Origin of the sequence: Rhizobium sp. BK060, from assembly GCF_014193145.1 — a bacterium.
In the GTDB taxonomy this organism is placed as follows: domain Bacteria; phylum Pseudomonadota; class Alphaproteobacteria; order Rhizobiales; family Rhizobiaceae; genus Rhizobium.
On sequence record NZ_JACHYW010000043.1, the window covers coordinates 23,977 to 37,841 of the forward strand.

Annotated in this window: 11 protein-coding genes; 5 read left to right on the top strand and 6 right to left on the bottom strand. The window is 59.3% G+C overall.

The features are described 5' to 3' along the window. Positions 1-38: 38 nt before the first annotated feature. Complete coding sequence (locus FHT71_RS29585) at positions 39-1,079, bottom strand: AraC family transcriptional regulator (RefSeq protein ID WP_132594752.1); 1,041 nt, start codon at positions 1,077-1,079, stop codon at positions 39-41. A 69-nt stretch (positions 1,080-1,148) separates the two neighbouring features. Here FHT71_RS29585 and FHT71_RS29590 point away from each other — a divergent pair, with 69 nt between their 5' ends. Together FHT71_RS29590 and FHT71_RS29595 are read left to right on the top strand one after the other, a co-directional pair. Further along, a complete protein-coding gene (locus FHT71_RS29590; protein ID WP_132594730.1) occupies positions 1,149-1,517 on the top strand; it encodes a DsrE family protein in 369 nt (122 codons plus the stop codon). Positions 1,518-1,743: 226 nt separating this feature from the next. Then, on the top strand, positions 1,744-2,037 hold the full coding sequence (locus FHT71_RS29595) for a hypothetical protein (protein WP_132594732.1): 294 nt from the start codon (positions 1,744-1,746) through the stop codon (positions 2,035-2,037). Between the two features lie 51 nt (positions 2,038-2,088). Here the strand turns inward: FHT71_RS29595 and FHT71_RS29600 are convergent, their stop codons facing one another. From FHT71_RS29600 to FHT71_RS29620, 5 genes are all read right to left on the bottom strand, one after another. Further along, complete coding sequence (locus FHT71_RS29600; protein WP_132594734.1) at positions 2,089-3,402, bottom strand: glucoamylase family protein; 1,314 nt, start codon at positions 3,400-3,402, stop codon at positions 2,089-2,091. Positions 3,403-3,564: 162 nt separating this feature from the next. Beyond that, the gene (locus FHT71_RS29605) at positions 3,565-6,012 is read right to left on the bottom strand and encodes a phosphoketolase family protein (protein WP_183723104.1); all 2,448 of its coding nucleotides are present in this window, start codon (positions 6,010-6,012) and stop codon (positions 3,565-3,567) included. 69 nt (positions 6,013-6,081) lie between these two features. Continuing rightward, positions 6,082-7,761 (bottom strand): SbmA/BacA-like family transporter, encoded by a 1,680-nt coding sequence (locus FHT71_RS29610; RefSeq protein ID WP_132594738.1) that lies wholly within the window; start codon positions 7,759-7,761, stop codon positions 6,082-6,084. A 148-nt stretch (positions 7,762-7,909) separates the two neighbouring features. After that, on the bottom strand, positions 7,910-8,245 hold the full coding sequence (locus FHT71_RS29615) for a hypothetical protein (protein ID WP_007800355.1): 336 nt from the start codon (positions 8,243-8,245) through the stop codon (positions 7,910-7,912). A 315-nt stretch (positions 8,246-8,560) separates the two neighbouring features. Beyond that, a complete protein-coding gene (locus FHT71_RS29620; protein WP_183723106.1) occupies positions 8,561-9,754 on the bottom strand; it encodes an MFS transporter in 1,194 nt (397 codons plus the stop codon). 428 nt (positions 9,755-10,182) lie between these two features. Here FHT71_RS29620 and FHT71_RS29625 point away from each other — a divergent pair, with 428 nt between their 5' ends. From FHT71_RS29625 to FHT71_RS29635, 3 genes are all read left to right on the top strand, one after another. Further along, the gene (locus FHT71_RS29625) at positions 10,183-11,322 is read left to right on the top strand and encodes an alpha/beta hydrolase (RefSeq protein ID WP_132594754.1); all 1,140 of its coding nucleotides are present in this window, start codon (positions 10,183-10,185) and stop codon (positions 11,320-11,322) included. A gap of 407 nt (positions 11,323-11,729) precedes the next feature. Then, a complete protein-coding gene (locus tag FHT71_RS29630; RefSeq protein WP_007800363.1) occupies positions 11,730-12,260 on the top strand; it encodes a DUF1269 domain-containing protein in 531 nt (176 codons plus the stop codon). 151 nt (positions 12,261-12,411) lie between these two features. Next, positions 12,412-13,434, top strand: coding sequence for a DUF4105 domain-containing protein (locus FHT71_RS29635; RefSeq protein WP_183723108.1), 1,023 nt, complete (start codon positions 12,412-12,414; stop codon positions 13,432-13,434). Positions 13,435-13,865: the final 431 nt, after the last annotated feature.

The following is a 13,865-nucleotide window of genomic DNA, read 5'->3' on the forward strand; positions in this document are numbered from 1 at the left end:
CAAACAGCCCGCTCGCTGTGCAGCGCACCGCAAGGCTTTCACGGTGTGCTGCGAGGTGGCCTTTGGCCCAAGGCCGCGTGAGAATTCTGCGCCTCTGTGCGCCACGTCGCCGGTGGTGTGCCGAAGGCGCGGGAGAAGGCTCGACTGAAAGCCGCCTCCGTCGCATATCCGGCTTCATAAGCAATGGCGGCGATCGGCGCTCCGGTCGTCGCCAGCGACACGCTGGCAAGATAGAGCCTCCAATCCCGCATGTACCTGATGGGGGATGTACCAAGGATTGTCTTAAACCGCTCCGCCAGTACACTTCGCGACATCCCGCAGGTGATCGACAATTCCTTTAAAGACCAGTCGTGCGTCGGGTCGTCGTGAATGATGGAAAGGCACCGCGACAACGCCTCATCCGCCAGCGCCGCCAGCCAACCGACACTCCGCGGCTCGGCCGTCATGATCTGGTGGCGGAGAATTTCGATGAAGATCATTTCGGTCAGCCGCGGCAGCATGGAAATTCCACCCGCACGTGGCCTATCGACCTCGTCAACCATCTGCCGGATGGTGGCACGGAGCCAGTCTCCACCATTCGCGCCGAGCGTTTTCACATGAATGAGCTTGGGCAACGCCTTCCTCAGTGGCTCAAAGCGCAGCGCATCGCATTGCAGGTAGCCGCAGAGCAGCCTCACGCCGTCCGCTTCGTCTCCATGCCGGAGAACGGGGATCTGCCGCCACGGCTTCGGCGGCAATTCGCGCATGGGTTCGACCAATACGCCGCCTGCCCCTGCCCCTAATTGGTGTCCGGTAGCGAAGGGGAATATCAGCACATCACCTGCATTCAAGGTTGCCTCGTCGCCTTCAATCTTCAGCCAGCATTGGCCCGCGACGACGATGTGGAACGGCACCGTACCGCTTGCTTTTCCCGAGAGAGCGGCCAGGGAAGGTTTGTCATCCGTCTGCCAGGCGCCAGACGGCATAAAGCAGAACTGCAGCGATCCCGAAAGGCGCATCGCTGACAGAAGCGTCGACAGAACGTCATCCCGCGCCACGCCGCGCGTCGGTTGAGGACTTTTGGATAAGTCTTCACGCATCTCGGCCAAATACAGGTGCTTCCCGCCTCCCTAGAGTGAACAGGTACAACTCAACTGGAGGAGAATACTATGCAAACCTCGACTGAAAAACTGGTCGTGCTCCTGACGAAGGGAATTGATTCCGAGCTTTCGTCCGTTGCCTTCACGATCGCCAACGGCGGCATCACCGCCGGGCTCAAAGTCTCGATGTTCCTCACCAGCACCGCGATCGATTTGGTGCGAAAAGGCGGCCAGCGCATGACGCATGTCCCTCCTCTCGACCCCCTCACGAATTTGATCGAGGACTTTCAGAACCGTGGCGGCACGATCTGGGCTTGCCCACCATGCGTGAAGTCGCGCGGCTACGATCAGGAAGACCTCCTCGATGGTGTCGTGATCGTCGGCGCAAGCGCGATGCATGCCGAGATCAAGGAGGGGGCCGCAACGCTCTCGTTTTGACGGAGATCCGCATGGTGCAGCCTCGAGCCAACACGGCTACTGCTGAAGCGATAGCGCTTGTGCCGGTCGCCGCCGCAGACGGTCAAAGTAAAGGTACAGAAATCCAGCGCGGGGTGCTTCCTATCCCCGCGGCATCTCATTGGACGAAGCACACAAAATACAGGCTCGACTACAGGTTTGACTTGCGACATTGTAGTATTGCTGCAGTTCCAGCGGGGTGCATGTTATGTCGTACTCGCAAACGCTACCAGTCTACGCGTCCGTCCTCATGACGGGCATCGTCGCGCCGCTTTTTGCTCTGTCGGCTGCCGAAACGGCGGCAGGGAAGTCTGCGCGGAACCCATCGATATCAATCCTGGTCACGGCAAACCTTGAACAAGGAAAACTCTCGCCGCCCGGCACCTCGCTCGACTGGTGGTTGCGGGAGGATATCGTGCAGACCTCCCAGGCAACCGATGGAGCGAAGCGCGTTTTCAACCGGAATTGGCTCGTGGACAATCAGCTTCGCGGTTCCCATTGATCGAACTCGGCGTGCGCGACCATCGTACAAGTCCGCATGCACAAACGCTGGCTAAAGCCAGCCGCCGGTAAAGCCGGCGCGGCGCAGTCCCCTGACAATAGGTTCGCAATTGCGCATCAGATTCCATAGGAAGCCGGTCCGGTAATTCTCGATCATCAGCGCCACCGGGCCCTGATCGATGCCGAAGTGGCAGGGGCTGATCCACCACCCTGTAGGACTGTCTGCAACCTTGAAAGTCTGATTGAACGATGGCTTGAACCCGTAGAGCCGCGTCATTCCCAGATTCATGCGCCCGCAGTTGAGGACGGTTGGAATGACGATCTCGGGTGCGAAAGGCAGAGACGCCACGACGACCCACGGCGAGACCGTCCCGTCGTCCGGCCCGAACGGTGCCCCGCGGGCGATATAGTCGAAGAACTCCCTGCGCACCCCGTCAACTTCCGCCGTCAGCCAGCCGGGTCCATCGCTTGCGGTAAATCCCCAGCAGTGCTCGCCATAGCCTTCGAACTCCATCGGATTTCGGATCGCATATTCCTGGTGGACGAACGTCGCCTGCCTGCTGTTCTGAAAATAGTCGCTGTCATGTTCGTGCATAAATTCGTCGCGGAGGCCGCGGAAATCGATCCACATATGCGAAAGCTGGTGCGTGAAGAGCGGACCGGAGTAGAGCAGTTCGCGTCCGAAGATGTTGCGCCAGTCATAGCTTGCCGTGTAGGCCGCGTAACTTTCCTGCGGCAAGGGATGCGACGGCGAGCCGAGCCCCAGTATGTAGAGAAGCAAGCCTTCGTCGTAGCCGCGCCAGCGGTAGGGAATGAAGCCGTTCTCGGGGCGCCAGCCGTGCGTCAGGGTCGCGCCGTGGTCACATGCCCAGTTCCAGTCTGCCCGCTCGTAGAGCGATGCAGCAAGTTGCCTGATCCTTGCTTCGTCAGCCGTATCCTCATCGAAGTAAGTGGCGACCGTCAGGGCGCCGGCAAACAGGAAGGCGGAGTCGATGGTCGACAGTTCGCACTGCCATACCCGACGTCCTGTTTCGATATCGAGGAAGTGGTAGAAGAAGCCCTTATAGCCCGAGGCGTCCGGCTCGGGACCCTGGTGGCAATGCAGGAGAAAATCAAGCCGCCGTCGGGCGATCTTGGCAGCAAACTCACGAATGATGATACCGCGCTCCACAAGGACAGGGATAGTGGCAAGCGCCATGCCGATGGCGGCGATACTCGCCGGCGCGCCCGCTTGAGTCTTGTCGCGGACGAGCCCGTTGTCCGGGTTCGTGCAATGCAGGTAATAGAGTAGGGTCGTGAACTGCAGTCGCGCGAAATCCTCGTCGCTCGGCGCGGACTCGATGTTTGGGGTGGGTACCTCGACCATGACTTCCCCCTTTCCACACGGGCTTCGCGCCTGACGGCGCTCCTCAACTCGCCAATATGCAAATCGCCGCCCGAGCGTCGTCACAGCAGTGACTTGTATACTGCACCGACGTCATCGGCGCCCGCGAAATGCAGCCCGGCCGCACGTTGCGGGCCGAACGCCTTAGGTATTGTCGCCTTCCGTCGACGTCCTTTGCGTCTTTGCTGGCCGCCCCTGGACGCCCCATTTCCAACCGGTGATTTCAGGCATGTCATCGCCATGGTCTTCAATGTATTGCCGGTGCTCGATCAGCTTCTCGCGGATCGCTTGCTTGAAGTAGGCGGCGCGGGAACCGAGTTGCGGCAACCGATCGATGACGTCTTCGACAAGATGGAAGCGGTCTAGCTGGTTGAGAACGACCATGTCGAATGGCGTCGTCGTCGTCCCCTCCTCCTTGTATCCGCGCACATGCAGATTGCCGTGGTTGGTGCGCCGGTAGGTCAGCCGGTGGATCAGCCAGGGATATCCATGGAACGCGAAGATGATCGGCTTGTCCTTGGTGAAGAGCGCATCGAAATCGCGGTCTGAAAGACCGTGGGGATGCTCGCTTGATGGCTGCAACTTCATGAGGTTGACGACGTTGATGACGCGCACCTTCAGTTCGGGCAGATGCTCGCGGATCAATTGCACCGCCGCCAGCGTCTCGAGCGTCGGAACGTCGCCGCAGCACGCCATCACGACGTCAGGCTCACTGCCCTTATCATTGCTGGCCCATTCCCAAATGCCGAGGCCCTCGGCGCAATGCTTGATCGCCTCATCCATAGTCAGCCATTGCGGCGCCGGTTGCTTGCCGGCCACGACGACGTTCACGTAGTTGCGGCTACGCAGGCAATGATCGGTAACGGAAAGCAGCGTGTTTGCGTCCGCGGGGAGATAGACGCGGATCACCTCGGCCTTCTTGTTGACGACGTGGTCGATAAACCCCGGATCCTGATGGCTGAAGCCGTTATGATCCTGGCGCCAGACATGCGAGCTCAAGAAGTAGTTGAGCGATCCAATCGGCCGCCTCCAAGGTATGTGATTACACACCTTCAACCATTTGGCGTGCTGGTTGAACATCGAGTCGATGATGTGAATGAAGGCCTCATAGCACGAGAAGAAGCCGTGGCGTCCTGTCAGAAGGTAGCCTTCAAGCCAGCCTTGGCACTGATGCTCACTCAACACCTCCATCACCCTGCCATCGGGCGACAGGTGATCGTCCTCGGGATAGATCTCCGCCATGTAGCAGCGGTTGGTGACCTCGAGCACATCCTGCCAGCGGTTCGAGTTGTTCTCGTCGGGGCTGAACAGCCGGAAGTTCTTTGTGTTCAGGTTCATCTTCATGACATCGCGAAGAAACGTGCCCATCACCCGGGCGGATTCGGTCGTTGTCGCCCCCGGGCTCGGCACGGGAACGGCGTAGTCGCGGAAATCTGGCATCTTCAGGTCACGCAGCAGCAGACCACCGTTCGCGTGCGGATTGTCGCTCATCCGGCGATTGCCAGCCGGGGCGAGCGCCGCGAATTCGGCGCGCAGCTTACCGTCGTCGTCGAAGAGCTCTCCAGGTTTGTACGTCTGCATCCAGTGCCGAAGGATCTCGATGTGTTCCCGCTTATCCATGTCGCCCATCGGAACCTGGTGCGACCGCCAGTAGTCCTCGCATTTCTTGCCGTCGATTTCGCTTGGGCAGGTCCAGCCCTTTGGCGTGCGGAAAACGATCATCGGCCACGCCGGGCGTTTCAGATTACCCTTCTCACGCGCCTCCGCCCAGATCCGGTTGATCTCGCCGACGGCTGTATCCATCGCTGCCGCCAGCTGCTGCTGCACCTTGTCAGGATCATGACCTTCCACGAAAAGCGGAGCATAGCCCATCCCCTCGAAGAACTTCCGCAATTCGTCCTTGGGGATGCGGGCTAGGAAGCAGGGATTGGCGATCTTGTAGCCGTTGAGATGCAGGATCGGCAGCACGCATCCGTCACGGGCAGGATTGAGAAACTTATTGCCATGCCATCCCGTCGCAAGCGGACCGGTTTCGGCCTCGCCGTCGCCAACAACGCAGGCGACGATCAGATCCGGATTGTCGAAGGCCGCGCCGTAGGCATGGCTCAACGCATAGCCGAGTTCGCCACCCTCATGAATACTTCCTGGCGTTTCGGGGGCGACATGGCTCGGAATGCCGCCGGGAAAGCTGAACTGCTTGAACAAAGCCTTCATCCCTTCGGTGTCCTGACCGATATTCGGGTAGACTTCGCTGTAGGTCCCCTCCAGATAAGCATGCGCGACCAGTGATGGCCCACCATGGCCAGGCCCGATCACATAAATCATGTTGAGATCGTCGCGCTTGATCACTCGGTTTAAATGCACATAGAGCATGTTCAAGCCAGGCGACGTTCCCCAGTGGCCAAGCAGCCTCGGCTTGATGTGCTCCCGCTTGAGGGGTTGCTTCAGGAGCGGATTGTCGAGCAGATAAATCTGCCCGACCGAAAGATAGTTCGATGCGCGCCAGTAGGCGTCCATCAAGCGGAGTTCCTCTGCTCCAAGCGGAGTGCTCGTTTTCAGATAATCGTCGGTTGCAAGAGCGGCATTCGTCATCGTCAGCCTCCTATCGACTTTCTTGTCGTCGCAATCTCCGTGCTGCACGCCGCAGAAGCGTCTGCGCGGTTATGTGGGTTTCCTCCATTGCCATCCGCCACTATCGCCAAGGTCCAGGATGGCGTCATAGGATGATATGTTGGCGGCGCTCCCGATATGAACGCAGGCGATGCCGTCATTTGCAAAGCGCGTCATGATCCGGAAAAGTGTATCCCAGCCAACCATAACCTCGGCCCTCTCAAGCAAGATGACATCCGGCTTCGCAACGCACACGCTCGCCAGCATCAGCAAGCACTGCTCTCTTTGCGTCAGAGACGTATGCCATTCCACTTCTTGTTGAAATCCCTCTGCCTTAGAAATGCGCTCGAGTCCGAATTCGGCAAGTAGCAGCGAAGTTTGTTCGTCCGGAATTTCTGTGCTCGCGTCCGACGGAACGATGAGTTGTCGAAGCGTACCCGTCGGAAAATAGGACTGCTGCGGCAGGAAGCGTATCCGTTCGGCGGCGGGGCGAAATATTCGGCCAGAACCGGGACAAGCAACACCGGCGGTGGCCCTGAAAAGCGCGCTCCCTTGGTCCTCTCGGGCGCATGTCACAAGGACGCGAGCACGAGGCGGAATGGCTACGGTCAACTCCTGCAACAACGGCAAGCCGTCCCACTCTGACAGTATCGTGAGCCTCTCGTACGACAGGCCCTCGCTGGTGTCGTCGATCCGAATGTCGGATCCGACGCGCTGCTGCGAGTTCTCTATCGCTTCCAAAAGCATGTTTAGTCGCGCCACGACCGCGGCGAAGTTGGAGATCGAGTTGAACTGGTTGATGATCAGCGAAAAGGCGCCCACCAGCATTGCGAATGCTGCCGCGGATTGGGTGATCACCCCGAATTCGATATCACCGCGGAAGAAGGCCGGTGCGACAATCAAAGCAGGGATGATCTGGATCAGCCAGTTGTAGCCCGTCGTGAAGAAGCCGACATTGCGGTTCACGGATGTTATGCTGCGAAAGTTGGTCACCAAATCATCAATTCGGCTTGCAAGAAAGGACTTCATGCGCGACTCACTGCCGGTGAGTATGATTCGCTCGGCGTTCTCCCTCGCTTGAATGAGGCCCGTACGGAAACTTGCCTCTTTATCGAGCTGGTCGTAGTTCAGCTTGATGAGCGGGCGCCCCAGCCAGATCGTCAGAAGCGAGCCGCAAGCCGCATAAATGAAGGCCACGGCGAACAAGACGGGGTTGATCGATAAAAGTACGCCTGAAAATGAAAGGATCGTTAGCCCGCTGCTGAAGATCATCAGCAAGAAAGACAGTGTCGTCACGGTAAATGCCCGGATATCTTCCGAAATGCGCTGATCCGGATACGAGAGTTCGCCCGAAACACCGAGGCGGTAAAAGGCTCCGTCAGTAAGATAGAGATTGACGGCGCGACGCGTCAGAAAGTCTCTCCAGGTGAGTGCTAGCCGCTCCTCCGTAAAGCGCGCATAAACCGATGCGATCGTGGAGCCAGCAAACACGAGAAGATAGAATACGGCTTGCCGGGCGAATTCCGCGATCTGCCTGTCGGCGATCGCCGTCATGAAGTTCCGGCCCACGAAGCTGTTCAGCACATTGAGCCCGTTGATCACGAGGAAGAGCGCGACAAGGCTTGCCGTCAGAAGCTTGGCTGCGCCGCCGACTTCCGAGGACATGAAAATCCTCACCGAGCGCAGAAAGCGACCCGCTGTTACCTTGAAAGGAGTTCGCAGCTCTTCCATGCCTCTTCCCCCTCGCGTCGCGCCAATAGCTGAGCTTCACGCTACAGATCAAGCCAGCTCGTGCGACGTAGGTTGGGGGCCTCTCCATCGCCCGCGCGAAAGATGGCCCTGGTCGAAGCCAATAGCCCAGAATCGCGGCGTTGCAGGGCTAAGATTTGAGGTCGTGCGCCTGCCCTGACGCGCGCAGTTCCTTGAGGGTTTTGCCCACGCAACTTCCCCCATCGGATCCGCCGACGGCCTTTGCTTTACCGTCCAGCGTAATCGTGCCCGCAATCCGGTCGGAGGCTGAAAAAGTGGCGGTGCCGTCTTTCGTCACCCTCGACAAATAGAATGCGTGGTAGGTGCCCTTGTATTCACAACTGATAACCAGCGGAAAATCGTCAAGGGGATCTTGTGCATATGCGGATGTACTGGACAGAAGCGACGCCCCGCAAGTGGCGAGCATTGCAACCGATATCTTGAGAAAAGGCGACAGATAAACCATTGATCGAACCCCAACTGCGTGAAGAACGCAAATGCGCAAGGTGTTTCGAAGCATGCATACAAGTGGCTATCAGCTGCGCTGAGTATGTCGCAGCATGCCGCTATTAGGCAAGAAAATTGTGGACGACGACGACACAATTTTACCGGGAAAAGAAACATCGGAAACGACTGGCAAAGAATGCTTCCCGCGCAGCGCCAGCCTCCTTCGCCGGGTTAAGGCACAGGTACTCCGCCGTCCACAAAGTAACAGTGGCCAACGCAATTGGGCTCGCGTCGACCACCGATCTCGGGATGTTGGGGATTCCCGTCGCCGTGGTTAGGCAGGCTGGCTCGCGGTGTCGGCATCGGATGCCGAGCGGCCATCCAGAGCACCACTCCAGAGTGTCAGAACCAGCGCTGCCACGACGAGGATTGCACCAACCCATGGCGTTGCACCAAGCCCCAGCGAGGACTCGACCACCAGACCGCCGATCCATGCACCCGCCGCGATGCCGAGGTTGAAGGCTGCGATATTCAGGGCCGATGCCACATCGACGGCGGCGGGGCGAACCTGCTTTGCCAACTGCACCACGTAGATCTGCAGCCCTGGCACGTTGGCGAAGGAGAGGAAGCCAAGTGCTGCCAGCGTCGGAACGACCAGCCAGGGCGATGCTGCCGTGAAACTGAAGAGCACCAGCACGATTGCCTGGGCGATGAAGAGCCCGGTCAAGGCACGTACAGGGCTGCGGTTGGCGAGCTTGCCGCCGGCGACATTACCGATGGCGATGGCGATGCCGTAGACCACGAGAACGAGGCCGACGGTGCCGGCGGAAAACCCGGTGATTTCCTGCAGGATCGACGCGAGGAAAGTAAAGGCGACGAAGGTACCGCCATATCCGAGCGCTGTCATGGCGAAGACGATAAGCAGGCGACCGCTGCCGAGCACGCGGATCTGGTCGCCGATGCCGGCGGCTGGTGCCTTCTTCAGGTTCGACGGCAGCAACACGGCAATCGCAAGAAAGGCGATTGCGCCAAGGCCGGCAACAGCGGCGAAGGTTGCGCGCCAGCCGAAGACCTGGCCGATCATCGTGCCAAGCGGAACGCCGGTGACGATGGCGACCGTCAAGCCCATGAACATCATAGCGATCGCCGAAGCACGACGGTTTTCGGGAACGAGATCGGCCGCAATGGTCGAACCGACAGAGAAGAAGACGCCATGCGCAAAGGCCGAAAGCACGCGCGCGACCAGCAACAGCGCGTAGCTCGGGCTGATTGCCGCCATGCCGTTGCCGATGACGAAGAGTGCCATCAGGCCGAGAAGCAGTGGCTTCCTTTCGATACGTCCGGTCAGCGCCGTCAGCACGGGTGCGCCGAAAGTGACACCCAAGGCATAAACGCTGACGATCAATCCCGCCAGCGGCAGACTGATATGAAGATCTGAAGCGACAGTCGGCAACAGTCCGACGATGACGAATTCTGTGGTTCCGATCGCATAGGCCGCGATCGTCAAAGCAAAAAGAGCAATTGGCATAATGTGCCTCAAATGACTGCCGGCCTGCCGGCGTGGTTGACTGGCGGACATATGGAGGCATTGGATTTCGATGATAAGCGGTCACTTGGTCCAAGGATCTGTGAACCGAATTCACAAAAGGACAAATGAGGACGAAAGGGGCGCCGCGAGGATCGGACTGGAGCCGCCCAGAAGACAAGCGGCGTGCACTCGTTGCGGTTCGGTAACACTTGCCCAAAACTCGTCGCGGCACGTAGGCGTCTTGCGCGAATTGCACGTAACATCTGCGTGGTTACTGTAAGGTATTTTCACTTTGGCCCGGCCACCGTAAGGTGCTTGCGTTTTCAAACGAGGGGACCGGAAACGTGATCGCTGCCCGCGCTGTTCGGACAATTGCACCGCTGCTCGTCGCCGCACTTCTTGCCGGTTGTGGTCATCCAAGCGGGGTCATGGCACCCATTGCGCTGACGGCGGCCACGCCGAAGACCTCGCAAGTCAGCATGCTGGTCGCCACCACCCGCGAACCGTCCGGCGACCCTGCAACGCTGTTTACCGGCGAACGCAGCCCGAAACCTTACTTGACGGCGGTCGACGTCTCGATACCGCCAAAACGGGAGCCCGGCACCGTCCAATGGCCGAGGCGACTGCCGCCCAACCCCGCGACCGACTTTGCGGTGACCAGCGTCAGAGAGATCGAGACGCAAGCGCAGGGCCGTGCCTGGTTTCGCCAGCATATTCAAGGCGGTCACGCGCTGGTTTTCGTGCATGGCTTCAATAACAAATACGAAGACTCGGTTTTCCGCCTCGCCCAGATCGTCCACGATTCCGGCATGGAGGCGACGCCGTTTCTCTTCACCTGGCCCTCACGCGCGCAACTCACGGCTTACGAATACGACAAGGAGAGCACCAACTACTCGCGCACAGCACTCGAGCAGGGGCTGCGAACGCTCGCCGCGGACCCGGATGTCAAGGACATCACCATCCTTGCCCACTCCATGGGCACCTGGCTCACCATGGAGTCGCTGCGACAGATGGGCATCCGCGACGGCCATGTGAACAGCAAGATTCACAACGTCATCCTCGCTTCCCCTGATATCGACATTCAGGTCTTCGCAAAACAGTTCGCCGAGATGGGCACGCCGACGCCGAAGTTCACGATCTTCGTGTCGCAGGATGACAAGGCGCTTGCAGTGTCAAGCTTCATCACCGGCAAGGTCTCGCGTTTGGGCTCGATTGACCCGACCGTGGAGCCCTATCGCTCGAAACTCGAAGCTGCCGGCATTACGGCGATCGATCTTACCAAGGTGAAGGGGGAAGGTCTGAACCATGGCAAGTTCGCCGAAAGTCCTGAAATCGTTCAACTGATTGGCCAACGCATCATCACCGGGCAGACGCTGACGGACTCGAATGTCTCGCTCGGCCAAGGGCTGACCGCTGTGGTCGGCGGCACGGTGACAACCATCGGCAACGTTGCCGCCACGGCTGTCGCCGCACCAGTGACAGTGCTTGAGCAGCCGATGCAGGCCAAGAAACGCCCTGCCGATGAAACTCTTCAGGGAGACTTTAAGCCACAGCCGCTTACCCAGTAGGCCAAGGCACTTCTGCTCGCTGTTACGTTTGACGCTCGTTTGTTACGGTCACGTCCTTACCGAGTGACCCTCTTCAGTGGGAACGCGAGCTCGTCGAGAAATGCGACGAGCATTGTGCAGCGCCGGGGCTCCAGCCTGTCCCAACCAGTGGTCATGGCTGGATGCGGCCTTACTTCGCAATGACACCGTTCATCATACCGATGCAGATCGGGAATACGCATATGATGCGCAAATCTGACTTCGGAATGCTCGATAAGGCGCTTGAGGCTGCGGCGCGCAGTTGGTTGCTCGTTGACATGAAAGCAGACTGGCGGAAGATCTACGCGTTCGATCAATGGGCCCCGGCTGGCGCACGTCTGCCAGCCGTCATGCTCCATATCCTCGCCATCAAACGAAAGGAACGGACAATGTCGGAACTCGTTGTCATCGGCTTCGATGCCATGGACGAAGCAGACAAGGTGCTGCTGAAATTGAACAGCCTGAAGAAGGAATACCTCGTCGATCTCGAAGATGCAGTCGTGGTGGTTCGAGACGAGGCCGGCAAGGTCCATCTCAAGCAGAGCCTCAACCTGACGGCGATCGGCGCCACATCAGGCTTGTTGTCCGGCTCCCTCTGGGGCGGTCTTGTCGGCTTGCTGTTCCTCAATCCGCTCGCAGGCTTTGCAATCGGCGGCCTCGTCGGTGCAGGCACCGGCGCGATCTCCGGCTCGCTCACTGACTATGGTATCGACGACGAGTTCATCAGGTCTCTTGGCGGGACCATACCGAATTCCTCCTCCGCTCTCTTCATCCTCGTGCGCAAGGCGCAACCGGAGAAGGTTCTCGCCGAGCTCCAGGGGCTGCGCGGCCGCGTCCTGAAAACTTCGCTGGCGCCGGATCAGGAGGAGCGGCTGCGCAAGGCGCTCTCAGGCAGTTCGAGCGAAGCCGCATCCGCATAATTCAACGAGGCGGCCCCGCTCGCACCGCTGGTGGGATCTGGGGCCGCCATTGAAGCGGGCGTCGGTCGTTCCGGTGGTTTGCGCTTCCTGGAAGGCCGCGCGATATTGCGCCTTCCGATTGGCAGGCAGGCGCGTTCGCGGGGGCGAAACAATGGCAATTATCTCCACTGCGGCAAAGCCTCGGAAGTGGCGAATTCTGGTACTTATCGCTCGCTTCGTCTTCCGGCTTGCAGCCATTGCCTTCGCCGGATGGTTTGCCCTTGCCGCCTTCTATCAGGCGCCTTCTACATGGAAATGGCCAATCATCGCCGCTGGCTTTCTCGTCGGACTGATCGCCATTCTGACTGCCAGGCGGCGCCTGCTTTTCGCCGGTGTGCTTCTACTGGCGGCGATGCTCGCGGTTTCCTACTGGTGGAGCGGCATCAAGCCGAGCAACAACCGGGAGTGGGCGGCCGACGTTGCCCACGGTGTCACCGCAACGATAACAGGCGACCAGATCATCCTGCACAACGTCCGGAACTTTCAATGGCGGACGACCGAAGACTTCGATCCGTTTTGGCAAACCGAGCAATATGACCTCGCCACGCTCCGGTCGGTCGATTTGCTGAACTCCGTCTGGAGCAACCCCGCGATTGCCCATACCCTTGTCAGCTTCGGTTTTGCGGATGGTCGCCATGTCGTATTCTCGGCCGAGATCCGAAAGGAACGAGGCGAGGCATTCTCGGAGATCGGCGGCTTCTTCAAAGAGTTCGAACTGGTGCTGATAGCTGCGGAAGAGAGCGACATCGTCCGCCTGCGCACCAACATCCGCCGGGAGACCGTGTCGCTTTATCCGCTCCGTGTCTCCCCGCAGATAGCGCGCGCCCTCTTCCTGTCCTACCTTGAAAAGGCCAACGCGCTGGCGGCACAGCCCGAATTCTACCAGACGATCACGGCAAACTGCACGACGATCGTCTTCAAGCTCGCCCGACTGATCGATCCCGGCATCCCGCTCGACTGGCGCATCATCGCATCTGGTTACCTGCCGGACTACCTCTACGACCGCGGCCTGGTCCGTACCGACCTGCCTCTCGACCAGGTAAGGAAACAGGCCGCGATCAGCAGCCGGGCACTCGCCGCCCCGGCGGGGAGCGACTACTCGAGGGCCATGCGCTCCACATTAGACGGCGGTTGACAGCGTAAGCTGCGTCAAGTCTCATGAGTTGAGTTTGCGCGAAGATCCTCATCCACTGCGTGCTGCGCGCCGCTGTTGCATCGGTATGCGATTGTGCACTCGGATCGCGGCATAGTCATATTCATGCAATTGGCGTGCGGGGCGCGCGCTCAAATGGCCGGCATCAACGCCTCCGTTTCGTCATCACGCATGCTTCCTTTTTGGATTGTGGTTAAGGGGTATTGAGAAGTGAAAAATTAACCATAGGCGGTAATAATTTCTTAGAGAATCGCCGAGCATCCCGTTGGAGACCCTATGCACCGATATGCAATCCTTGCCGCACTGTCTGTTCTGTCAGGCTGTGTGAGTGGCCCGGACCATGTACCCCCGGAGATGCCGCTTCCGGCGAAGTTCAGCGAGGGTGGCGCCAAGGACATCGGCGACGTGTCGAC

What these genes read in the sequence shown, in the direction of transcription:
- FHT71_RS29595 (WP_132594732.1), top strand. Translation starts at nt 1,744, where the DNA reads ATGTCGTACTCGCAAACGCTACCAGTCTACGCGTCCGTCCTCATGACG.
- FHT71_RS29605 (WP_183723104.1), bottom strand. Translation starts at nt 6,012, where the DNA reads ATGACGAATGCCGCTCTTGCAACCGACGATTATCTGAAAACGAGCACT.
- FHT71_RS29610 (WP_132594738.1), bottom strand. Translation starts at nt 7,761, where the DNA reads ATGGAAGAGCTGCGAACTCCTTTCAAGGTAACAGCGGGTCGCTTTCTG.
- FHT71_RS29625 (WP_132594754.1), top strand. Translation starts at nt 10,183, where the DNA reads ATGGCACCCATTGCGCTGACGGCGGCCACGCCGAAGACCTCGCAAGTC.
- FHT71_RS29615 (WP_007800355.1), bottom strand. Translation starts at nt 8,245, where the DNA reads ATGGTTTATCTGTCGCCTTTTCTCAAGATATCGGTTGCAATGCTCGCC.
- FHT71_RS29620 (WP_183723106.1), bottom strand. Translation starts at nt 9,754, where the DNA reads ATGCCAATTGCTCTTTTTGCTTTGACGATCGCGGCCTATGCGATCGGA.
- FHT71_RS29585 (WP_132594752.1), bottom strand. Translation starts at nt 1,079, where the DNA reads ATGCGTGAAGACTTATCCAAAAGTCCTCAACCGACGCGCGGCGTGGCG.
- FHT71_RS29590 (WP_132594730.1), top strand. Translation starts at nt 1,149, where the DNA reads ATGCAAACCTCGACTGAAAAACTGGTCGTGCTCCTGACGAAGGGAATT.
- FHT71_RS29635 (WP_183723108.1), top strand. Translation starts at nt 12,412, where the DNA reads ATGGCAATTATCTCCACTGCGGCAAAGCCTCGGAAGTGGCGAATTCTG.
- FHT71_RS29630 (WP_007800363.1), top strand. Translation starts at nt 11,730, where the DNA reads ATGTCGGAACTCGTTGTCATCGGCTTCGATGCCATGGACGAAGCAGAC.
- FHT71_RS29600 (WP_132594734.1), bottom strand. Translation starts at nt 3,402, where the DNA reads ATGGTCGAGGTACCCACCCCAAACATCGAGTCCGCGCCGAGCGACGAG.